The sequence below is a fragment of the Pseudomonas sp. IT-P395 genome (assembly GCF_949767675.1).
Classification (GTDB): domain Bacteria; phylum Pseudomonadota; class Gammaproteobacteria; order Pseudomonadales; family Pseudomonadaceae; genus Aquipseudomonas.
Genome location: NZ_CATKPW010000007.1, coordinates 105,871 through 128,361 on the forward strand (window position 1 = coordinate 105,871; position 22,491 = coordinate 128,361).

18 protein-coding genes are annotated in these 22,491 nt (G+C 60.3%); 6 read left to right on the forward strand and 12 right to left on the reverse strand.

What is annotated here, in order from left to right:
- The 3 genes from tcyL to ACM6IN_RS06600 all read right to left on the reverse strand — a co-directional run bounded on the left by tcyL (position 1) and on the right by ACM6IN_RS06600 (position 2,775).
- Positions 1 to 666 carry a cystine ABC transporter permease gene (gene tcyL, locus ACM6IN_RS06590; protein WP_007918741.1) on the reverse strand — a complete coding sequence of 222 codons (666 nt, stop codon included), beginning with the start codon at positions 664 to 666 and terminating at the stop codon, positions 1 to 3.
- Positions 666 to 1,466, reverse strand: a complete 801-nt coding sequence (tcyJ, locus tag ACM6IN_RS06595; RefSeq protein WP_095113927.1) for a cystine ABC transporter substrate-binding protein — start codon at positions 1,464 to 1,466, stop codon at positions 666 to 668. The genes tcyL and tcyJ overlap by 1 nt, the downstream gene beginning before the upstream one ends.
- Before the next feature lie 316 nt (positions 1,467 to 1,782).
- Positions 1,783 to 2,775: a D-cysteine desulfhydrase gene (locus tag ACM6IN_RS06600; protein WP_007918745.1), complete on the reverse strand. Its 993-nt coding sequence runs from the start codon at positions 2,773 to 2,775 to the stop codon at positions 1,783 to 1,785.
- 190 nt (positions 2,776 to 2,965) lie between these two features.
- Between ACM6IN_RS06600 and epsC the strand changes: the two genes are divergently transcribed.
- Together epsC and betT are read left to right on the forward strand one after the other, a co-directional pair.
- Positions 2,966 to 3,892, forward strand: coding sequence for a serine O-acetyltransferase EpsC (gene epsC, locus ACM6IN_RS06605; RefSeq protein ID WP_007918747.1), 927 nt, complete (start codon positions 2,966 to 2,968; stop codon positions 3,890 to 3,892).
- Between the two features lie 465 nt (positions 3,893 to 4,357).
- Positions 4,358 to 6,319 (forward strand): choline transporter BetT, encoded by a 1,962-nt coding sequence (betT, locus tag ACM6IN_RS06610; protein WP_191630877.1) that lies wholly within the window; start codon positions 4,358 to 4,360, stop codon positions 6,317 to 6,319.
- A 24-nt stretch (positions 6,320 to 6,343) separates the two neighbouring features.
- Here the strand turns inward: betT and ACM6IN_RS06615 are convergent, their stop codons facing one another.
- Both ACM6IN_RS06615 and ACM6IN_RS06620 read right to left on the reverse strand, forming a co-directional pair.
- The gene (locus ACM6IN_RS06615; RefSeq protein ID WP_007949845.1) at positions 6,344 to 6,604 is read right to left on the reverse strand and encodes a hypothetical protein; all 261 of its coding nucleotides are present in this window, start codon (positions 6,602 to 6,604) and stop codon (positions 6,344 to 6,346) included.
- 190 nt (positions 6,605 to 6,794) lie between these two features.
- Complete coding sequence (locus tag ACM6IN_RS06620; protein WP_123375637.1) at positions 6,795 to 7,832, reverse strand: LacI family DNA-binding transcriptional regulator; 1,038 nt, start codon at positions 7,830 to 7,832, stop codon at positions 6,795 to 6,797.
- 205 nt (positions 7,833 to 8,037) lie between these two features.
- Between ACM6IN_RS06620 and ACM6IN_RS06625 the strand changes: the two genes are divergently transcribed.
- The 3 genes from ACM6IN_RS06625 (at position 8,038) to mgrA (ending at position 12,732) form a co-directional block, all read left to right on the forward strand.
- Positions 8,038 to 10,263 carry a TonB-dependent receptor gene (locus tag ACM6IN_RS06625; RefSeq protein WP_414894984.1) on the forward strand — a complete coding sequence of 742 codons (2,226 nt, stop codon included), beginning with the start codon at positions 8,038 to 8,040 and terminating at the stop codon, positions 10,261 to 10,263.
- A 1-nt stretch (position 10,264) separates the two neighbouring features.
- Complete coding sequence (locus tag ACM6IN_RS06630) at positions 10,265 to 11,584, forward strand: LLM class flavin-dependent oxidoreductase (RefSeq protein ID WP_414915630.1); 1,320 nt, start codon at positions 10,265 to 10,267, stop codon at positions 11,582 to 11,584.
- 110 nt (positions 11,585 to 11,694) lie between these two features.
- Positions 11,695 to 12,732, forward strand: coding sequence for an L-glyceraldehyde 3-phosphate reductase (gene mgrA / locus ACM6IN_RS06635; protein ID WP_414915631.1), 1,038 nt, complete (start codon positions 11,695 to 11,697; stop codon positions 12,730 to 12,732).
- Positions 12,733 to 12,958: 226 nt separating this feature from the next.
- Here mgrA and tauD read toward each other — a convergent pair whose 3' ends face one another.
- The 7 genes from tauD to ACM6IN_RS06670 all read right to left on the reverse strand — a co-directional run bounded on the left by tauD (position 12,959) and on the right by ACM6IN_RS06670 (position 21,362).
- Positions 12,959 to 13,801 carry a taurine dioxygenase gene (gene tauD, locus ACM6IN_RS06640; protein ID WP_414915632.1) on the reverse strand — a complete coding sequence of 281 codons (843 nt, stop codon included), beginning with the start codon at positions 13,799 to 13,801 and terminating at the stop codon, positions 12,959 to 12,961.
- Between the two features lie 84 nt (positions 13,802 to 13,885).
- Positions 13,886 to 14,725, reverse strand: a complete 840-nt coding sequence (tauC, locus tag ACM6IN_RS06645; protein WP_414915633.1) for a taurine ABC transporter permease TauC — start codon at positions 14,723 to 14,725, stop codon at positions 13,886 to 13,888.
- The gene (tauB, locus tag ACM6IN_RS06650; protein WP_007917917.1) at positions 14,722 to 15,516 is read right to left on the reverse strand and encodes a taurine ABC transporter ATP-binding subunit; all 795 of its coding nucleotides are present in this window, start codon (positions 15,514 to 15,516) and stop codon (positions 14,722 to 14,724) included. Before tauB ends, tauC begins: the two co-directional genes overlap by 4 nt.
- A 16-nt stretch (positions 15,517 to 15,532) precedes the next feature.
- A complete protein-coding gene (tauA, locus tag ACM6IN_RS06655; protein WP_414915634.1) occupies positions 15,533 to 16,510 on the reverse strand; it encodes a taurine ABC transporter substrate-binding protein in 978 nt (325 codons plus the stop codon).
- Between the two features lie 314 nt (positions 16,511 to 16,824).
- Positions 16,825 to 18,408, reverse strand: a complete 1,584-nt coding sequence (gshA, locus tag ACM6IN_RS06660) for a glutamate--cysteine ligase (RefSeq protein ID WP_414915635.1) — start codon at positions 18,406 to 18,408, stop codon at positions 16,825 to 16,827.
- 246 nt (positions 18,409 to 18,654) lie between these two features.
- Positions 18,655 to 19,038 carry a PaaI family thioesterase gene (locus tag ACM6IN_RS06665; protein ID WP_007917925.1) on the reverse strand — a complete coding sequence of 128 codons (384 nt, stop codon included), beginning with the start codon at positions 19,036 to 19,038 and terminating at the stop codon, positions 18,655 to 18,657.
- Positions 19,038 to 21,362, reverse strand: coding sequence for a Tex family protein (locus ACM6IN_RS06670; RefSeq protein ID WP_414894990.1), 2,325 nt, complete (start codon positions 21,360 to 21,362; stop codon positions 19,038 to 19,040). The genes ACM6IN_RS06665 and ACM6IN_RS06670 overlap by 1 nt, the downstream gene beginning before the upstream one ends.
- A 357-nt stretch (positions 21,363 to 21,719) precedes the next feature.
- Between ACM6IN_RS06670 and ompR the strand changes: the two genes are divergently transcribed.
- Positions 21,720 to 22,460 carry a two-component system response regulator OmpR gene (gene ompR, locus ACM6IN_RS06675; protein WP_007917928.1) on the forward strand — a complete coding sequence of 247 codons (741 nt, stop codon included), beginning with the start codon at positions 21,720 to 21,722 and terminating at the stop codon, positions 22,458 to 22,460.
- The last annotated feature ends 31 nt before the right edge of the window (positions 22,461 to 22,491 follow it).

Consider the following 22,491-nt stretch of genomic DNA (forward strand, 5'->3'; position numbering starts at 1 on the left):
TCAGGACTCCTGGTCGTGCCGATTGACCCGCTCTTCCAACTTGTTCTGAAAGTGCGAAAGCACTGTGGCCAGAATCCAGTAGATCAGCGCGGCGGCAAGATACATGGTGAAGACTTCAAAAGTCCGGGCGGTAATCAATTGCGCCTGACGGAACAGCTCCGGCACCTGAATGGTGGCGGCCAGTGCCGTGTCCTTGACCAGCGAAATGAAGCTGTTGCCCAGCGGCGGCAACGCCGTGCGCATCGCCTGCGGGAGGATGGCCCGGCGCAGGGTTTGCGCGCGGGTCATGCCGATGCTCGCGGCGGCTTCCCACTGGCCACGTTCGATCGAGCCGATCGCGGCGCGCAGAATTTCACAGGCGTAAGCGGCCATGTTCAGCGAGAAGCCGATCAGCGCCGCTGGCAGCGGATCCAGTTCGAGACCCAATTGCGGCAAGCCGTAATAGATCACGAACAGCTGCACCAGCAACGGCGTGCCGCGAAAGAACGACACGTAGATGCGCGCCAGCCAACTGACCGATTTGAAGCGCGACAGGCGCATCAATGCCAGGCCGAAGCCCAGCAGCAAGCCGAAGAACATCCCGCCGAGGCTGAGGACTACCGTGTAATACGCGCCCTTGAGCAGAAAGGGCGCGGAGTCCAGTGCGAGTTGGAAAGCTTCTTCCATTATTTAGTGACGTCAGCGTTGAAGTACTTCGTGGACAGCTTCGCAAGGGTGCCGTCGGCACGCAGTTCGTCGAGGGCCTTGTTCACGGCGGCCAGTAGTTCAGGCTCGCCTTTACGCAGGGCAACACCGGCTTCCTGGCGGGAGAAGGCTTCGCCGGCAGCGACGGTTTTCGGCGCTTTCTTGGCGTATTCCAGTGCGGCCAGACGGTCGATCAGGATGGCGTCGGTGCGGCCATTGTTCAGGTCGGCGAACTTGGTCGGATCATCGTCGTAGGTGCGTACGTCAGCGCCCGGCACGTTGGCGCGGACCCACTGTTCGTAGTTGGTGCCCAGGCCCACACCGACTTTTTTGCCGGACAGGTCAGCGGCGGTCTTGATGTTCAGAGCGGACTCTTTGCTCTTCAGCACCAGCGCCTGAATACCGGAAACGGTGTACGGCTCGGAGAAGTCATACTTCTTTTTGCGCTCGTCGGAGATGGTCACCTGGTTGACCACGACGTCCAGACGCTTGGATTCCAGCGCCGCGAGGATGCCGTCCCACTTGGTCGGCTGAATCTTGGCTTTGACGCCGAGTTTTTGCGCCAGCGCTTCGGACAACTCGACTTCGAAACCGGACAGCTTGCCGTCGGCATCGACGAAACTGAACGGAGGGTAAGTGCCTTCCAGGCCGACGTTGATAACGCCTTTGTCCTTGATCTGTTGCAGCTGCTCACCGGCCACTGCCTGGCCGATCAGACCGGCGCTCAGCGCCAGGCCTAGCGAACCCACCAGCAGATTGCGACGTAGTGCGGAAAAATTCATGACAAGCCCCTGTGTTTTCTTATGGAAGACGCTTAAGGAAAGTTGGCGAATTTGTGATTCGTGCGCCTGCGTTATCGTGCCCTAAAGCAGCTTATGCGTCTTGCGCGAAATTCGCCTGCGGCGAGACTATAAGATGTCTGCTTTAGACTTGAAAATACTTAATATTTAATCTGTTAGATCTAATTTGAATATTAAGATCTTTCCCACGCTCTGCGTGGTAATGCCTCTAGGGACGCTCCGCGTTCCAGCGCTCAAAGGGACGCGGAGCGTCCCGGGCTGCATTCCCACGCAGAGCGTGGGAACAATCAGCGATCTCTCAGAGGAAATCCTTGTAGGCGAACAACGCCGGCGCGCCGCCGGTGTGCAAGAAAATGATCGGGCCTTCATCAAAACGCTGACGTCCGATGCCATCGAGCAAGCCCGCCATTGCCTTGCCGGTGTACACCGGATCGAGCAACAGCGCTTCCTGACTCGCCAGCAACTTCACCGCCGCCAACGTCCCGGCATTCGGCTCGCCATAACGCGGGCCGAAATATTCGTCCCACAGCTCAACCTTGAAACTGGCCGGCAGCTCGACGCCGAGCAGGTCCGCCGTACGTTCGGCAAGGCCCTGAACCTTCGGCCGCTGGTCTTCTTCAGTGCGCGAAACGGTCACACCAATCACCGGCAATCGGGGCAATACTTCGCTCAACGCCAAGGCCAGACCGCTGTGCGTTCCGGCACTGCCCGAGGCGAGTACCACCGCAGCGAAATCCAGACCGGTGTCCTTGATCTGCTCGGCCAGTTCCAGACCGGCACGCACGTAACCGAGCGCGCCGAGGGCATTGGAGCCGCCGATTGGCACCAGATATGGCTTCTTGCCGTTGCTGCGCAGACGTGCGGCGAGGGCGGCCAGTTGGTCGTCGGCGTTGTCGAGGTTGTCGACCAGTTCGACCTTGGTGTCGAACAGATCCAGCAGCAGGCGATTGCCGTTGCCGGTGTAGTTGCTGTCGTCAGTGCCCAGCGGATTTTCCAGCAGCGCCACGCAACCTAGGCCCAATTTGGCGGCGAGTGCGGCGGTCTGGCGAACGTGGTTCGATTGCAGCGCGCCGGCGGTGATCAGCGTATCGGCGCCTTGCGCGAGAGCGTCGGCAGCGAGGTATTCGAGCTTGCGCAGCTTGTTGCCGCCCATGGCCAGCGGCGTCAGGTCATCACGCTTGATGTACACCTCGCGGCCGAGCCAGGCGGACAGGCGTTCGAGTTTTTCCAGCGGCGTCGGGTGGCCGAGCAGGTCGAGACGGTTAAAGCGGTCCAGCTGTTGTTTGATCATGAGTCCGTACTGGAGGAGAAAGATGAAAGGACTATAGGCACGGGCTTTTGCAGGGGCAACCGTGAATCGCTTATAGCCAAATGAACTGAGGCCAGCACTATCGGTTCTTAATTCGCTCTCGCGACCATGCCGTAAAGTAGTCGCCGTTGACGCGGCCAGACAGTCCGGCCGCCCGTGAGGAGTCTTTACCGTGAGCGAGCGTTCCAGCCATTGGCAATTGCAGACCATCGTCAGTCAACTGCGCAGCGCGCGGGATCAGTGGCGGGCACAGAACGGCCGGGCGTCCGGCGAGCAGGGTGGTCGCGAGTTGCCGTCGCGGGCGGCGATGGCGGAGATTCTCGAAGCACTGTGTGGGGCGTTGTTCCCGATGCGTCTGGGGCCAGTGGATCTGCGTGAAGAAAGCGAAGACTTTTACGTCGGCCACACCCTTGATGTGGCGTTGAATGCGCTGCTGGCGCAGACCCGTCTGGAGCTGCGTTACGTTGCCCGCCACAGCGCGCAGGCCGATACTGAAGTCGAGGCCCGCGCCATTCAGATCGTGCAGGATTTTGCCTTGGCTTTACCGGGCCTGCGCGCGCTGCTCGACAGCGATGTGTTGGCGGCCTATCACGGTGATCCGGCAGCGCGCAGTGTTGATGAAGTGCTGCTGTGCTATCCGGGGATTCTGGCGGTGATTCACCATCGCCTCGCTCATCATTTGTATCGTGCCGGGCTGCCGCTGCTGGCGCGGATCAGCGCGGAAATCGCCCATTCGGCGACCGGTATCGATATCCATCCGGGCGCGCAGATCGGCCGTAGTTTCTTTATCGATCACGGCACGGGTGTGGTGATCGGCGAGACCGCGATCATTGGTGAGCGCGTGCGGATTTATCAGGCCGTGACGTTGGGCGCCAAACGCTTCCCGGCGGATGAAGACGGGCAGTTGCAGAAAGGTCATCCGCGTCATCCGATCGTTGAAGATGATGTGGTGATTTATGCCGGGGCGACGATTCTCGGGCGGATCACCATTGGCAAGGGGTCGACCATTGGCGGCAATGTCTGGCTGACGCGCAGTGTGCCGGCGGGGTGCAATTTGACCCAGGCGAATTTGCAGCATGATGACGGGACGCAGAAGTAGGGGGCAAAGCAAACCCTCATCGGAACGCCGCCCGCCCAGCCCTCTCCCGGAGGGAGAGGGCGCCGACCGAGGTGTCTTGCGTCATACATCGACCTGAAACACCGAGTCGATGATAGATTCGGTACAGCAGGATCATGTCGGCGTATCTCCCCAATATCCCCCAATCAGTCCCCTCTCCCTCCGGGAGAGGGCTAGGGTGAGGGGCTATTGAACGAATACCCTCAAACCCACGTCATACCCATCCTTGAGCTAGCGTAGGAAAACTACCGCCTAGCCGTACGATTAGTCCTTACCACCCCATCCATGTTTAACTTGAACGTTCATTCAAGTTAAACCGGTGGTTCGCTGCCCGCTCACAACAGGAGGCTTGCCTTTGCTGAGTCCGATCATTTCAGCCACGTTTCAACCCCTCGAGGTGCACGTTTCATGAGTGCATCGTCTACCCCCGCCAGCGGTCTGGTGCGCATGAATCCGCCGGTGTTCTACTTCGCCGCGACGGTCATTCTGCTGTTTGGTCTCGTTGTTATCGCCATGCCTGAGCAGGCCGGCGCCTGGCTGCTGGAAGCGCAAAACTGGGCGGCCAATACGGTCGGCTGGTATTACATGCTCGCGATGACCCTGTATCTGGTCTTCGTGGTGGTCACCGCCTTATCCGGCTACGGCAAGATAAAACTCGGTGCCGACCACGACGAGCCCGAATTCAGTTACCTGTCCTGGGCCGGCATGCTGTTCGCCGCCGGGATCAGCATCACGCTGTTCTTCTTCTGCGTCTCTGAACCGCTGACCCACATGCTGCAGCCGCCGCAAGGCGAGGCGGGCACCGCGGATGCGGCGCGTCAGGCCATGCAGATTCTGTTTCTGCACTGGGGCCTGCATGGCTGGGGCGTGTTTGCCTTCGTCGGCATGGCGCTGGCCTATTTCGCTTACCGCCACAACCTGCCGCTGGCCCTGCGGTCGGCGCTGTATCCGCTGATCGGCAAACGCATCAACGGCCCGATCGGTTACGCGGTGGATGGCTTCGGCATCATCGCCACGGTGTTCGGTCTGGGTGCCGACATGGGTTTTGGGGTACTGCACCTCAACTCCGGTCTCGACTACCTGTTCGGTATCGCGCACACCCAGTGGATTCAGGTCGGCCTGATCACGCTGATGATGGGCGCGGCGATCATCGTGGCCGTCTCCGGCGTCGATAAAGGCGTGCGGGTGATGTCCGACATCAACATGCTGCTGGCCTGTGCGCTGCTGCTGTTCGTGTTGTTCGCCGGTCCCACCCAGCACCTGCTCAACACCCTGATCCAGAACTTGGGCGACTACCTCGGCGCCTTGCCGATGAAGAGTTTCGACCTCTACGCCTACGACAAACCGAGCGACTGGCTCGGTGGCTGGACAGTGTTCTACTGGGCCTGGTGGATTGCATGGTCGCCATTTGTGGGCCTGTTCATCGCACGGATTTCCCGTGGCCGCACCATCCGCGAATTCGTTTTCGGTGTGTTGTTGATTCCGCTCGGTTTCACCCTCGCGTGGATGTCGATTTTCGGCAACAGCGCAATCGATCAGGTGCTCAATCACGGCATGAGCGCGCTGGGCATGTCGGCCCTCGACAACCCGTCGATGAGTATTTACTTGCTGCTGGAAACGTATCCATGGAGCAAAACCGTCATCGCCGTGACGGTGTTTATCAGCTTCGTATTCTTCGTCACCTCTGCCGACTCCGGCACCGTGGTGCTCTCGACGCTGTCGGCCAAGGGCGGCACCCCGGACGAAGACGGGCCGAAATGGCTGCGGGTGTTCTGGGGCGCGATGACCGCGCTGATCACCAGTGCGCTGCTGTTCTCCGGCAGCATCGATGCGTTGAAATCGGCGGTGGTGCTGACGTCGTTGCCGTTCTCGCTGATTCTGTTGCTGATGATGTGGGGCCTGCACAAGGCGTTCTATCTGGAGTCGCAGAAGCAGATCGCGCAGTTGCATTCGCTGGCACCGGTCTCCGGTTCGCGGCGCGGCACGGGCGGCTGGCGCCAGCGCTTGAGTCAGGCTGTGCACTTCCCGTCGCGGGACGAGGTGTACCGCTTCATGGACACCACGGTGCGTCCGGCGATTGAAGAAGTGACGGCGGTGTTCGTCGAGAAAGGCCTCAACGTGGTCACCCAGCCGGATCCGGCGAATGACAGCGTCAGCCTGGAAATCGGCCATGGTGATGCGCATCCGTTCATCTATCAGGTGCAGATGCGCGGCTACTTCACGCCGTCGTTCGCGCGTGGCGGGATGGGCTCGAAGCAGCTCAACAATCGTCGCTACTACCGCGCCGAAGTGCATTTGAGCGAGGGCAGTCAGGACTACGATCTGGTCGGTTACACCAAAGAGCAGATCATCAACGACATCCTCGACCAGTACGAACGCCACATGCAGTTCCTGCACTTGGTACGTTGATCGACGCCTGAGCGTCGGGTCCGTTCAGGACTCGGCGCTCAGCACCATGAACAACACCATTGCCGCCATCGGCACGCCGAATACCGCACTGCCAATCGCTATTTCCGAACCCACGGACTGGCCGGCATGCACCACTCCCACCGCGCCATTAATCACCGTCAATGCCAGCCACAGGGCGGCGAAGCCGTAGGCCATGGTCTGGCGGCTGAAGCCGATGCGCTCGCCGATGTAGAGCATCAGGGCGAGCAGGACCAGGCCGAAGAAAATGATGATGGCGGTGTGCATGGGGCGTTCTGCCTGATGGAGGTGCAGTGCCGGGAAGAGCCCCTTCGCGAGCAGGCTCGCTCCCACAATGAAACTCGGCTGGACATAAATTTCATGTACACAGGAAATCCCTGTGGGAGCGAGCCTGCTCGCGAAAGGGCCACCTCGGTGTTCTTTAAGAGCATAGCCAATCCAGCCTCTGCCATATTCCTCAGATGCTTTCCCGTTCGATCACTTGGCACTGCAACAGATTCAGCCGCTGCACCTCGTCGCTCGGCAACACGCCAAGGCTTTCCAGCACGCGTGTTGCGGCCAGTACGCCGATTTCCAGCGCCGGTGGTTTGATGGTGCTCAGGCTGGGCAGCAGCATCTCGGCGAACGGGTAGTCGCCGAAGCCGAGAACGGCACAGTCTTCTGGGATTTTCAAACCCGCGCGTTGCCCGGCGAGCAGGCCGCCGGCGGCGAGGTTGTCGTTGGCGAAGATGATCGCGTCGGGGCGCGGTGAGGCGCTCATCAGGGCGTCCATCGCCTGTTTGCCGGCCTCGAATGGTGCGCGATCAGCGTCAGGGGCGAAGACCCAAGGATCCAGGCCGGATTCGCGCAAGGTCGCCGCGTAACCGTCGCGGCGCTCCAGTGCGCTGAAGTCGCCCGCAGCGCTGTTCTGCACGAAGGCGATACGTTGGTAGCCTTTTCCGAGTAGATATCTGGCGGCCGTCACGCCCACTTCAAAATGCGAAAAGCCGATCTGCATCGGCTCACGATCCGGCTGGTAATCCCAGGTTTCAATCACCGGAATATCCGCTTCGGCGATCATCTTTTCTGTGCCGGCACTGTGAAAGTGACTGGTCAGCACCAGCGCCGCCGGCGACCAGCCGAGAAACGCGCGCACCGCATTTTCTTCCTGCTCAGTGCTGAAGTAACTCGACGCCAGCAACAGTTGATAACCGTGACGGCTGAGCGTGTCGCTGAAGCCTTGAATGGTATTGGCGAAGATCGGCCCGGAGATGTTCGGGATCACCATCCCGACAATTTTCCCCCGCGCCGAGGCCAGCCCACCGGCCACCAGATTCGGCACGTAACCCAACTCCGCCACCACCGTCGCAATCCGCTCGCGGCGCTCGGGCGAAACCTGTTCGGGCTGATTGAAATAGCGCGACACGGTAATCGCCGAAACCCCAGCCTCACGTGCCACAGCATTCAAGGTCACGCGTCCGGCGCCACGGCGTTTGCGGGGTTTTTCTTCGCTCAAGGCTCGATCCTTCTTAAAAACCAAATCGCATATAAAAGTAATTTTTCAGTATTGGACGCTCTATGTGCTGCTTGCCAATACTGTTGATGGTAGCGCTAACAAAGCGCGCTGTCTGCTACTCGCTCGAGCGAATGCCCAAGACACCGATTCAGGCGCTGTCGTCGCAGAACGGCAGCGGTTAAGGGCCAATTTCGAGCGGGCAAACATGCACAACATTCCTGGGGCGACACACACACTGGCGCAGTCGATTCGCGCTGCCGGCTGGTTATTCACGGGGTTGGCGGCGCTGCCGTTGCCTAACGCATTCGCTGCCGAGAGCAGTGATCAGGAGCCGACTCTCAAATCTGTGACCGTCACCGCCACGCGCCGCGAAGAGTCGCTGCAAAAAGTGCCGGTCGCAGTGTCCGTCATCGATGGCGAACAGCTTGAGCGCGACAACCGCAACGGCGTGGCCAGTATCGTCCAGCAAGTGCCGTCGCTGAATTTCCGTACCGGCGCGTCGAACAAGGACACCTCGTTGTTCGTGCGCGGCGTCGGCACGATTTCCACCTCGCCGGGCGTCGAGCCGACCGTGGCGACGGTGATCGATGGCGTGGTGTATGCGCGGCCGGGGCAGTCCACGCTCGATCTGCTGGATCTGGAACGCGTCGAAGTATTGCGTGGTCCGCAAGGCACGCTGTTTGGCAAAAACGCTTCGGCCGGTGTACTCAACATCACCAGCAAGGCACCCACCGCCGAGACCCACGGTTACATCGATCAGTCGTATTACAGCGGCAACGAAAGCCGCACCCGTTTCGGCATTGGCGGCAGCCTGATACCGGACACGCTGAAAGGCTCGATCAGCACGCTGTTCGGCACCTACGACGGCAACGTCGACAACCAACACAACGGTCAAGAGGTCAACGGCTACAACCATCGTGGCGTGCGCGGAAAACTCGAATTCACCCCGAATGACGACGTCACCTTCACCTTGATCGCCGATTACATGCAGTCCCACGACGACGGTCCCAATGGCGTTGTCAGCAAGTCGCTGACCCCGGCCTTCGCCAATGCGCTGAGCCCGGTCAATGCGAGCAGCCACAACCGTGACATCAACACCGACACCCGCTCACACGTTGAGGACATCAACAAAGGCCTGTCCGGCCAACTCGACTGGCAACTGGGCGATTACACACTGACGTCGATCACCGCATGGCGCGGCTGGGACAACACCCAGTATCAGGATGGTGACCGTCTCGGTACCGTGACAGCCGCGTTCCCCGGCACCGCGGACAAGGGCGATCTGGCCTTCGATCAATACTCGCAAGAGTTGCGTCTGGCCTCGCCGAAGGGCGAGTTCCTCGAGTACGTCGGCGGTCTGTTCTACATGCACGGCAAGGACGACGAGACCTATCAGCGCACGCTGACAACGACCACGCGCACCGATCGCGGCGTCGCTGATTACAGCACCAGCAGCGACAGCTATGCGGTGTTCGGGGAGAGCACGCTGAACTTCACGTCGGACTTTCGCGGCATCGCCGGCCTGCGCTACACCCACGATGATCTCGAATACGATCACCGCCGCGTTTCGACCTCCGCGACCACGGTCAGCGGTATCCAACCGGCGACCAGCAGCTCAGGTTCTGTCGACGAAGACGGCTGGTCCGGCCGCCTCGGTGTGCAGTACGACTTGAGCGACGCCGTCACTACGTATCTGACCTATTCGCGCGGTTACAAAGGCCCGGCCTACAACGTGTTCTTCAATATGCAGCCGCGTGATACCGAAGCACTGAAACCGGAAACCTCCAACACCTGGGAAGCGGGGATCAAAGCGACGAGCTGGAACAATCGCCTGACCACCAACCTCGCGGTGTTCCACAGTGAGTACGACAACTATCAGGCGAACTTCTTCGACACCGTCGCCGGCCAGGTTGTGACGCGTCTGATCAACGCCGGCAGTGTCAGCACCGAAGGCGTCGAACTCGACTACGCCTTGCAGGCCACTCAGCAATTGAAGCTGTCCGGAGCGCTGGCTTACACCCGCGCGCGCATCGACGAATTCGCCTGCCCGGCGGGCGCGGCGGCGTCGTGCAACGTTAACGGCAAACCGCTGCCGTTCAGCCCGGACTGGAAAAGCTACGTGCGCGCCGACTACAGCATCCCGCTGGATAACGGTCTGGATATCGAACTCGGCACCGACTACAGCTGGCAGAGCGAAGTGCAGTACGACATCAGCCAGAATCCTGACACCAAGCAGGGCGCCTACGGCCTGTGGAACGCCAGCGTCGCTCTGGCCGATTACAGCAACGGCTGGCGCGTCGCGCTGCTGGGCAAGAACCTCACCGACAAGTCCTATTCGCCATTGCTCGCCAGCGGCGGCAACTACATCTATCGCGCTGTGCCACGGGATGACGAGCGCTACTTCGGCGTGCAACTGCGCAAGGATTTTTGAGATGAGCAGACAGTTGAAACTCGGCGCGTTTCTCATGGCCACCGGGCACCACGTCGCGGCGTGGCGTCATCCGGAGGTGCCGGCGAATGCGGGTCTGGATTTCGCCCATTACAAGCGGCTGGCGCAGATCGCCGAGGCGGCGAAATTCGATGCGTTGTTTGTCGCCGACAGCGTCGCCGCGCCGACCCAGGACATCGCCAGTCGCATGGCACGCTCCGATCACTTCGAACCGCTGACGTTGCTCTCGGCCCTGAGTGCGGTGACCGAGCACATCGGCCTGATTGCCACGGCCACCACCAGTTACAACGAGCCGTATCACGTGGCGCGCAAATTCGCTTCGCTCGATCACCTTTCGGGCGGGCGAGCAGGGTGGAATCTTGTAACCTCGGACAATGCTGCCGAAGCGCTGAATTTCGGCCGCGACGAACATATCGGCCACGCCGAACGCTACAGCCGCGCTCGCGAATTTCATCAAGTGGTGACCGGGCTTTGGGACAGCTGGGAGGACGATGCGTTTGCGCGCGACAAGGCCAGTGGGGCGTATTACGACCCTTCGAAACTGCATGTGTTGGATCACGTCGGTGAACACTTCAGGGTCAAAGGTCCGCTGAACGTTGCGCGTTCGCCGCAGGGGCAACCGGTGATTGTCCAGGCCGGCTCTTCGGAAACCGGGCGCGAGTTGGCGGCGCAGACGGCTGAAGTGGTGTTTACCGCGCAGACATCATTAGCCAATGCCCAGGTTTTTTACGCCGACCTCAAAGGACGTCTGCCCAAGTACGGACGCAGCGCCGATTCGCTGAAAATCATGCCGGGTGTTTTTGTCGTGGTCGGTCGCACTGAAGCCGAGGCGCAGGAAAAGTATGAAACGTTTCAGCAATTAGTCGAACCCGAGGCTGGCGTGGCCTTGCTTGGGCGTATGCTGGGCAACTTCGATTTGTTGAAGTACCCGCTGGACGGGCCGTTGCCGGAGTTGCCGCTAACCGAAAGCGGTCAGCAGAGCCGGCAGAAACTGCTGACGGAATTGGCAGGCCGCGAGAACCTGAGCCTTGCTGAACTCGGTCGCAAGATAGCCGGCGGGCGTGGGCATTACAGCCTGGTTGGTACGCCGGAGCAGATCGCTGATCGCTTGCAGGAGTGGTTCGAACAGGGCGCGGCGGACGGCTTCAACGTGCTGGTACCCCACTTGCCGGGCGGTCTCGAAGACTTCGCCAATGGCGTGGTCCCGGAACTGCAACGGCGTGGGTTGTTCAGAACTGAATACGAAGGCCGGACGTTGCGCGAGAACCTTGGCCTGGCTCGACCCGGCAATAGATTTTTGTAGCACCCAATCGCTAGCAGGCTAGCTCCCACAGGAGACTGCATTCCAATGTGGGAGCTAGCCTGCTAGCGATGAAGTCGACACCCATTTCAAGACAGACAAGAGAGGATTCGATGACTTACACCGCTGCCGAAAACCGCTACGACTCCATCCCTTACCGCCGCGTCGGGCGCAGTGGTCTGGTGCTGCCGGCGCTGTCGCTGGGCCTGTGGCACAACTTTGGCGACAGCACGCCGATCGACACCCAGCGCGCCTTGCTGCGCACCGCGTTTGATCTGGGTATCAACCACTTCGACCTGGCCAACAATTACGGCCCGCCCTACGGCAGCGCCGAGATCAATTTTGGTCGTCTGCTGCGCGAAGACTTCAAGCAGTACCGCGACGAACTGGTCATCTCCAGCAAGGCCGGTTGGGACATGTGGCCCGGCCCTTACGGTCAGGGCGGTGGCTCGCGCAAATACGTGCTGGCCAGCCTCGACCAGAGCCTGCAACGCCTCGGTCTGGACTATGTGGATATCTTCTATTCGCACCGCTTCGACCCGGACACCCCGCTGGAAGAAACCGCCAGCGCCCTGGCTACAGCCGTGCAGCAGGGCAAGGCGTTGTACATCGGTATCTCGTCGTACTCGGGGGTGAAAACCCGTGAGATCGCGGCGCTGTTGAAAGAGTGGAAAGTGCCGCTGCTGATTCATCAGCCGGCTTACAACCTGCTCAATCGCTGGGTGGAAAAAGACCTGCTGGATACCACCGATGAACTCGGTACTGGCGTGATTGCTTTCACTCCACTGGCGCAAGGTCTGCTCACCGACAAATACCTCAATGGCGTGCCGGCGGATGCGCGGGTCAATCGTCCGGGCGGTGGTTCGTTGCAGGCTTCGCACCTGTCCGAGGCCAACATTGCTCATGTACGGGCGTTGAATGAAATTGCCAAGCGTCGTGGTCAGAGTCTGGCGCAATTGGCGTTGGCGTGGACGCTGCGCGATCCTCGGGTGACGTCGGCGCTGATTGGTGCGAGCCGGCCGGAGCAGATTATCGAGAACGTCGGGGCGTTGAAGAATTTGAGTTTCAGTGCTGAAGAGTTGGCAGAGATTGACCGGTTTGCCCAAGAGGGCGGGATCAATCTTTGGGAGAAGCCTTCGACGGCGGAGTGATGAAGATTGGGTTGGGTCAGCAAGATCCAACCCCCTCACCCCAGCCCTCTCCCCCAGGGGGGCGAGGGGGAAAGGGAGCAGATCTTCATGCTTTTCAAAACTTGAATTCAACCCGACATTTCAGGTCGATGTAGCTCGTACAAACACCTCGGTCAGTCCCCTCTCCCTCGGGGCGTTCCGACGTTTCGGGAGGGTTAGGGTGAGGGGCTTTTGGCTTTAAAACGTCTCAACGAAAAAACGGCACATCCCCCAACACCGTCGCCCGCTGCATCACCCGCCGCGCCGGGCGGTAGTCATCCACCGCGTAATGCTGGGTCACGCGGTTATCCCAGAACGCAATGTCGTCCTTTTGCCAGCGCCAGCGAATGGTGAATTCCGGCCGCGTCGCATGGGCGAACAGGAACTTCAGAATCGCTTCGCTCTCGGTTTCCGACAGCTCATTGATCTTCGAGGTGAAGCCTTCATTGACGAACAACGAGCGCCGCCCGCTGACCGGATGTGTACGAATCACCGGGTGCGACAGCGGTGGATTCTTGCGTCGAGCTTCTTCCCACTGCGCCAGCGCTTCAGGCGTATTGCCGTAGCGCTCCAGCGGAAACGAGCGAGTGAAATCGTGAGTTGCGGTCAGCCCTTCGAGCAAACTTTTCATCGGCGCTGACAGCGCTTCATACGCGGCAATGCCGCTGGCCCACAATGTGTCGCCACCAAACTCCGGCAGCAACTTGGCGCTGAGCACCGCGCCCATCGCAGGTGTCGGCAGGAAGGTCACGTCGGTGTGCCAGATCGCGTTGTCGCGCACGTCGGTGACGGCGGTGTCGAGAATCAGCACTTCCGGTTGTTCCGGTACGTTTGGGTAGATCGGGTGAATGTGCAGGTCGCCGAAATAGGCGGCGAAACGTGCCTGTTGCGAAGGCTCGATTGGCTGGTTGCGGAAGAACAACACTTGATACTTGAGCAGCGCCTGTTCGATGGCGTCGCGGTGTTCCAGGGTCAACGGCTGGCTGATGTCGACGCCGCTGATTTGCGCGCCTAGGGCCGAGCTTAACGGGGTGATGTTGAGGCTGCTCATGGTCTTTCTCTTAAATTTCGGATAACCACCTCCCTGTAGGAGCTGCCTGCGGCAGCTCCTACAGGGGGTGATTCAAAAAATGCTTTAGTGGGCCTGGCCGTGCCACGGCACCAGTTTGCGCTGCAGGGCGCGCAGGCCCATTTCCATGGCGAAGGCGATCAGGGCGATGACCAGAATCCCCAGCACCACCACATCGGTGACCAGGAACTGCGCGGCCGACTGCACCATGAAGCCCAAACCGCTGGTGGCGGCGATCAGTTCAGCGGCGACCAACGTCGACCAACCAACCCCCAGACCAATGCGCACGCCCGTCAAAATGTCCGGCAACGCGCTCGGCAAAATCACATGACGAATCAGCTGCAAACGCGTCGCACCTAACGACTGCGCCGCACGCAATTTCGCTGGGTCAACCGTGCGCACGCCGGTGGCAGTAGCGATGGCAATCGGCGCGAAAATCGCCAGATAAATCAGCAGCACTTTCGACAACTCGCCGATGCCGCACCAGATCACGATCAGCGGCAGATAAGCCAGCGGCGGAATAGGGCGGTAGAACTCGATCAGCGGATCGAGCACGCCACGGGCGATACGGTTGGCGCCGATCGCGATGCCCACCGGTACGGCAGTCAGAATCGCAAAACCGAGGCCCAGACCGATGCGGCTCAGGCTCGCGCCGAGGTGCTGCCACAACGTCGAATCCATATAGCCCGTGGTCGCCAGCAACCAGCCCTTTTGCAGCACGGCGGAGGGGGGTGGCAGGAACAGCGGTTCGATCAATCCAGTAGCAGTCACCGCCCACCAGATGGCCAACAAAGCGAACAACGTCAGCAGGCTTATCCAGCGTGTACTGAGGCTGCGGCGCAGCGGAATCGCCACCGACGCGGTGGCGGGTTTTACCGCCGCCGAAGAAACGTCGTAACTGCTCATGCGCGCTCCTGCCGTTGCCCGGCGCTGCGTTGCGAGAACACTTTGCTCAGCACGTGTTCGCGGGTTTCGATAAAACGCGGATCGGATTTGATCGCGCGGGCGGACTCACCGGCGGCGTAACGCTGACCGAAGTCCAGATGCAGGCGCTCAACGATCTGCCCCGGATTCGGCGCGAGCAGAATCAGGTCAGTGGCGAGGAACACCGCTTCTTCAATGTCGTGGGTAATCAGGAAAACCGGCTTGGCCGTGCGCTGCCAGACTTGCAGCAACAGCTCCTGCATCTGTTCGCGGGTGAACGCGTCGAGCGCGCCGAAGGGCTCGTCCATCAGCAACACGCGCGGATCAGCGGCGAGGGCGCGGGCGAGGCCGACGCGTTGTTTCTGGCCACCGGAAAGCTGCCAGATACGACGGCTTTCGAAACCGGAGAGGTCAACCAGTGCGAGCATTTCGCGGGCGATCTTTTCGCGCTTGTCTTTGGCGACACCAGCCAGTTCCAGACCGAACGCGACATTGGCCAACACATCCTGCCAGGGCAGCAAAGCATCGTCCTGGAACACCACGCCACGTTCGGCGCTCGGGCCTTTGACCGGTACGCCGTCGAGGGTGATGCGCCCGGCACTCGGTTCGACGAAACCGGCAATCAGGTTCAACAGCGAAGTCTTGCCACTGCCGGACGGGCCGAGGGCGACCAGCAATTGCTGAGGCCCCAGGGTCAGAGAAATATCCGCCAGCACCGGTGTCGGGCTGCCCGGGTACTGTGCGCTGATGCGCTCCAGCTGTAGCAAGGCCATCGCGATTAACTCCCGATCAGTTGGTGATGAATTTGGCGCTGACGTACGGCGCGTAGTCCGGCAGAACGGCTTCGACCTTGCCTTGCTCCTTGAGGAACGCGGCGGTGTCAGTGATGGCTTTGGTGGTCGGCGCGCCGAGAGTAACCACCTGATCAGCTGCCAGCGGGTAGACGTTGCCTTGCAGCAGCAATGGGATGTCGCTGGCCTTGGCGCCGGAGAGTTTCACCAGTTTGTCGACGTTGGACTGATTGGCGAGCCAGGCTTTCGGGTCTTTGCGGTAGTCGGCGTAGGCGTCGAGGGTGACCTTGGCGAAGGCGGTGACGATTTCCGGATGCTTCTCGGCGAAGTCCTTGCGCACGATCCACGCGTCGAAAGTCGGCGCGCCGAACTTGGCCAGCTCGCCGGAAGTGATCAGTACTTTGCCGTTTTCCTTGGCCACGCCCAGCGCCGGATCCCACACGTAAGTGGCGTCGATGTCACCGCGTTTCCACGCCGCGATGATCGCTGGCGGCGCGAGGTTGAGCACGGTGACTTTCGCTGGATCGATGTTCCAGTGTTTCAGCGCGGCGAGCAGGCTGTAGTGACCGGTGGACACGAACGGCACGGCGATTTTCTTGCCGATCAGATCTTGCGGGGTCTTGATGCCGGAACCGTCGCGAGCGACCAGTGCTTCGGCGGCGCCGATCTGGGTGGCGATGAGGAAGGTTTCGACCGGGACTTTGCGGGTGATCGCGGCAGTCAGCGGGCTCGAGCCGAGGTAGCCGATCTGCACGTCACCGGAGGCGATGGCGGCGATGATGTCGGCGCCGTTATCGAACTTGCGCCAGGCGATGTCGGCTTTGGTGGCTTTTTCGTAAGCGCCGTCGGCCTGAGCGACTTTCGCCGGGTCAACAGTGGTTTGGTAAGCGACGGTGAGGTCGGCGGCCTGAGCCAGGAAACTTGCGGCAGCCAAGGAGGCTACGGCGAGCAGGCGAAGCGGGAAATTCAGTTTCATTGAACAGCTCCATATCAGGCGACCGAGCGTCGGCGTGAAAGGAGACTAAATGATCTAAGAATCGGTAAATAAATAACTTTTTAGAATGAGCTTATGAGCGGAAAAATCTAAGCGGGAGATGTGTTCGAGAAAAGTTGTGTCATTGAGATCCAGCCCCTCACCCCAGCCCTCTCCCAATGGGAGAGGGGGAAAGGGAGCAGATCGGGGGCTTTTCAAATCCTGAGTTCGACTTGGTCGTTCAGGTCGGTGTAGCTCGAACTGACAACACGGTCAGTCCCCTCTCCCTCTGGGAGAGGGTTAGGGTGAGGGGCTCTTCAGTTGCTGATCGCCAAAATACTCGCCTGATACGACCCAACAAACACGTCAAAATCCCCCACCTCGTTCTGCTCCAGCTCAGCCTGCGCCGCTAGAGAAGTACGCGCCAACTCCTCAAACTTCGCCTGCTCATCCGCCGCCAAAGGCTCACTACGGAAAAACTCGGCATGCGCCTGGCTCTGACGCAACGAGAACTGCGCAAAGCTTTCCTTGTGCTCAGCCATCGCCGCCAGCACTTGCGCGGATGGCGTCAGGGACGGGTCGTTGACCTTGGCCAGTTGTGCATCCAGCGCCTTGCTGTGCGCATCACCGCCATGGCTCTGATCCAGCAACGCCGCCAATGGAGCAATTTGTTCCAGCAGTTCGGCTGCCCAGGTCTTCATCTCCACCGACTCACCGTCACGCTGCAATTGCAGACCCGGACGACGACCTTCCTTGACCACGCTGAGGAAGTTCGATGTGGCGTTGCCGCACGACGTGTTGGTCAGCAGCGGACTGTCGTTCAGCGCGCAATACAGCAGGAACGCGTCGAGGAAGCGCGACTCGGTGAGGTCGATGCCCATTGGCAGGAACGGGTTGATGTCCAGGCAACGCACTTCGACGTACTGAATGCCACGGGCCACCAGCGCCTGAATCGGCCGCTCGCCGGTGTAGGTCACGCGTTTCGGGCGGATGTTGGAGTAGTACTCGTTTTCGATCTGCAGGATGTTGGTGTTGAGCTGCACCCACTCACCATCCTGGTGCGTGCCGACTTCAACGTACGGCGCGTACGGCGTCGCAACGGCTTTGCGCAGGCTGTCGGTGTAGCTCGCCAGATCGTTGTAGCACGGGGTCAGACCGGCCTGGGCGTTGCTCTGGTAACCGAGGTCGCTCATGCGCAGGCTGGTGGCGTACGGCAGATACAAGGTGTCCGGATCGAGCTGTTCCAACTGATGCGAACGACCACGCAGGAAACCGGCATCCAGCGCTGGCGATGCCCCGAACAGGTACATCAGCAACCAGCTGTAACGACGGAAATTACGGATCAGTGCAATGTAGGAAAACGACTGGTAATCGCGGTCAGTGCCGACAAACCCTTCGGTTTCGCGCAGCAACGGCCAGAGCTTTTCCGGCAGGGAGAAGTTGTAGTGAATCCCGGCGATGCACTGCATGGTCTTGCCGTAACGCAGGGCCAGGCCCTTGCGGTAGACGTATTTGAGCTGACCGATGTTGGAGGTGCCGTAATAGGCGATCGGGATGTCTTCCTCGGCCGGCAACGGGCACGGCATCGATGGACTCCACAGGTACTCGTTGCCGAGTTTGCTGTAGGCAAAACGGTGAATCTTGTCCAGGCTCGCCAAGGTATCAGCCGGATCCGGCAGGGCGGGCGTGATGAATTCCAGCAGCGACTCGGAGTAGTCGGTGGTGATCTGTTCGTTGGTCAGCGCGGAACCCAAGGCTTCGGGGTGCGGCGTTTGCGCCAGGCGACCTTCGCTGGTCACGCGCAGGCATTCACGTTCGATACCGTGCAGGCACTGCTCGAGCAGAGAGAGGTTAGCGCGCTCGCCGAGCAGAGCCAGGCGGCGGTTGAGAAGTTCGCTCAATTTGGATTCCTTCACGCGTCAGTCGCCCCAATATGGGGGTGGGCAGGACGGTCTACAAGGGTGAAGTTGAAACTGGCGTTATCGCCTGGTTTTTCTAGCCGGTCAGCCGCACACATACCTGTAGGAGCTGCCGCAGGCTGCGATCTTTTGATCTTGCTATTGAAAAACAAAATCAAAAGATCGCAGCCTGCGGCAGCTCCCACAGGATTCGTTGCGCCGAAATTAACTCAAATTGATGGCGTCTAGCTACAGGACAGCGAACGTGCCTTGCGCTTTTGCGACCAGTTTGTCGCCCTGCATCACGTCGGCTTCGACCACCAACGTGCGCCGGCCCGGGTGAATCACCCGCGCCGTGCACAGCACCTCACCGTCGGAAACGGCGCGGATATAGTTGATCTTGCACTCGATCGTCGCGCTCTGCTGATCGAAGCCGTGGGTGCTGGAACAGGCCAGCCCCATGGCGATGTCGACCAGACTGAACAGCGCGCCACCGTGCAATTTGCCGCCGCGATTGCGCAGTTCCGGTTCCAGCACCAGGGCGACTTGCGCCACCCCGGTTTCCAGGCTGTGCAGGCGGCAGCCCAACAGCTTGAAAAACGCGCTCTCGACGAGCCCGGCCGGAATTTCCATCAGCGTTTCTTCAACTGCTTGGCGTTGGCGAACAGCGAGGCCATCGCGTTGTTCACTGGTGCGGCGGTCGAGGTTTCCTTGCGTGGCGCATTGTTCGAAGGCTGGCGCTGCGCCGAGCCCGGACGCGAACCACGGGCACCGTCGATTTTCTCGCCGGGGGTGTCGCCCATGCGCATCGACAGGCCAACGCGTTTGCGCGGGATGTCGACTTCCATGACCTTCACTTTCACCACGTCACCAGCCTTCACCGCTTCACGCGGATCCTTGATGAATTTCTCCGACAGCGCCGAGATGTGCACCAGACCGTCCTGATGCACGCCGATATCGACGAATGCGCCGAACGCGGTCACGTTGGTGACGACGCCTTCGAGGATCATCCCCAGTTGCAGGTCTTTCAGGTCTTCGACGCCTTCCTGGAACTCGGCAGTCTTGAACTCCGGACGCGGGTCGCGGCCCGGTTTTTCCAGTTCCTGGAGGATGTCGGTCACGGTCGGCAGACCGAAGGTTTCGTCGGTGAATTTCTTCGGATCCAGACGCTTGAGGAAGCTTGCATCACCGATCAGCGAGCGGATGTCGCGATCGGTTTCAGCGGCAATGCGCTGCACCAGCGGATAGGCTTCCGGGTGAACCGCCGACGAATCCAGCGGGTTGTCGCCGTTCATCACGCGCAAGAAACCGGCGGCCTGTTCGAAGGTTTTTTCGCCCAGACGTGCGACTTTTTTCAGCGCCGCGCGGGTTTTGAAGGCGCCGTGCTCATCGCGGTGCGTCACGATGTTCTGCGCCAGCGTCGCGTTGAGGCCGGAGATCCGCGCAAGCAGTGCTACCGAAGCAGTGTTCACATCAACGCCGACGGCGTTCACACAATCCTCGACCACTGCGTCCAGGCCACGCGCCAGTTTCAACTGCGACACGTCGTGCTGGTATTGGCCGACACCGATGGATTTCGGATCGATTTTCACCAGTTCTGCCAGTGGATCCTGCAGACGACGGGCGATGGATACGGCGCCACGGATCGACACGTCCAGATCCGGGAATTCCTTGGCCGCCAGTTCCGACGCCGAGTACACCGATGCACCCGCTTCGGAAACCATGACCTTGGTCATCTTCATCGCTGGATACTTTTTGATCAGCTCGATGGCCAGTTTGTCGGTTTCGCGGCTGGCGGTGCCGTTGCCGATGGCGATCAGGTCAACCGAGTGCTTGGCGCACAGGGCGGCCAGAATGGCGATGGTCTGATCCCACTTGTTGTGCGGCACGTGTGGGTAAACCGTGGCGTGATCCAGCAGCTTGCCAGTCGAGTCGACCACGGCCACTTTGCAACCGGTACGCAGGCCCGGGTCGAGACCCAGAGTCGCGCGCGGGCCGGCTGGGGCGGCCAGCAGCAAGTCGTGCAGGTTGTGGGCGAACACGTTGATCGCTTCGGTTTCGGCGCCGTCACGCAGTTCGCCGAGCAGGTCGGTTTCCAGATGCGTGTAGAGCTTGACCTTCCAGGTCCAGCGCACCACTTCGCCGAGCCATTTGTCGGCCGGGCGGTTCTGGTTCTGGATGTTGAATTGCTGGCCGATCATGCCTTCGCACGGGTGCATGGTCCCCGGCAGTTCATCGCCGACTTTCAGCGCGGAGCTGAGGATGCCTTCGTTGCGGCCACGGAAAATGGCGAGCGCGCGGTGCGACGGCATGCTTTTCAGCGGTTCGTCGTGTTCGAAGTAATCGCGGAACTTGGCGCCTTCTTCTTCCTTGCCAGCGATGACGCGGGCACTGAGGGTCGCTTCCTGCTTGAGATAGTTACGCAGTTTTTCCAGCAGGCTGGCGTCTTCGGCAAAGCGTTCCATCAGGATGTACTTGGCGCCTTCCAGCGCTGCCTTCACATCGGCCACGCCTTTTTCGGCGTCGACGAAGCGTGCGGCTTCGGTTTCCGGGTTCAGGTTCGGGTCGTTGAACAGGCCGTCCGCCAAGTCGCCGAGGCCGGCTTCCAGGGCAATCTGGCCCTTGGTGCGGCGCTTCTGCTTGTACGGCAGGTACAAGTCTTCGAGGCGGGTCTTGGTGTCGGCGAGTTTGATGTCGCGCTCGAGGGCAGGGGTGAGTTTGCCTTGCTCTTCGATGCTGGCGAGGATGCTGATGCGCCGTTCGTCGAGTTCTCGCAGGTAGCGCAGACGTTCTTCCAGATGACGCAACTGGGTGTCATCGAGGCTGCCGGTGACTTCTTTCCGGTAACGGGCGATGAAGGGAACGGTAGAGCCTTCATCGAGTAGCGCGACGGCCGCTTCGACCTGTTGTGGGCGTACACCGAGTTCCTCGGCAATGCGGCTGTTGATGCTGTCCATAAAACCACCTGACATATTGTGAAAGCAGGCTCGCAGGCACGGAAATAAAGGCCCGGAGTCTGGTTGAGCGGCTAGAAAATTGCCGCTGCCTGGGTCAAAAGGCAGCCCATTGACCCGTGAAATCGAACAATTACTGCGCTCGGCAGGAAAAAAGCCTGCCACCTGCGGTAACGATTCAGACGTTGCCTGGCACAAAACGCCGCGCATTATAACCAGCGTTCTGTCGTTCGGGGGCGTTGCAGTCTGTAGGCATAAACCCCGGTTTTCTGGCAGTGAAGGAAAAATCTGCTAACAATGCACACGGTGCGTATAACGGCAGCTACGCCATAATGCGCGCCGAGCTAAAAGGAGCATCCAATGAGCAGCACTGCACAAACTGCTGAAGGCGAAAAAATTCTCATCGTTGACGACGATCCGGGCCTGAGCAGCCTGCTGGAACGTTTTTTCGTCAGCAAGGGCTACCGTGCCCGCACCGTACCGAACACCGAACAGATGGATCGTTTGCTGTCGCGTGAAGTTTTCAATCTGGTCGTCCTCGACCTGATGCTGCCCGGCGAAGACGGTCTGACCGCTTGCCGCCGTCTGCGTGGCGCGAACAACCAGATTCCGATCATCATGCTCACCGCCAAGGGCGATGAGTTGAGCCGCATCAAGGGCCTGGAACTGGGCGCCGACGATTATCTGGCCAAGCCGTTCAACCCGGATGAGCTGATGGCCCGCGTCAAAGCCGTGTTGCGTCGTCAGGCCACACCGGTACCAGGCGCACCGGGCAGTGAAGACGAAAACGTCACGTTCGGTGATTACGTCTTGTCGCTGGCCACCCGCGAACTGAAACGCGGCGACGAAGTGCACATGCTCACCACCGGTGAGTTTGCGGTACTCAAGGCTCTGGTGATGAACGCGCGTCAGCCGCTGACTCGCGACAAGTTGATGAACCTGGCCCGTGGCCGCGAGTGGGATGCCCTCGAGCGTTCCATCGACGTGCAGATTTCCCGTCTGCGCCGCATGATCGAGCCGGATCCATCGAAGCCGCGCTACATCCAGACCGTCTGGGGCGTGGGCTACGTGTTTGTACCGGATGGCGCCGCCACCAAGTGATCGGCGATTTGTAGGAGCGAGTCTGCAGGTT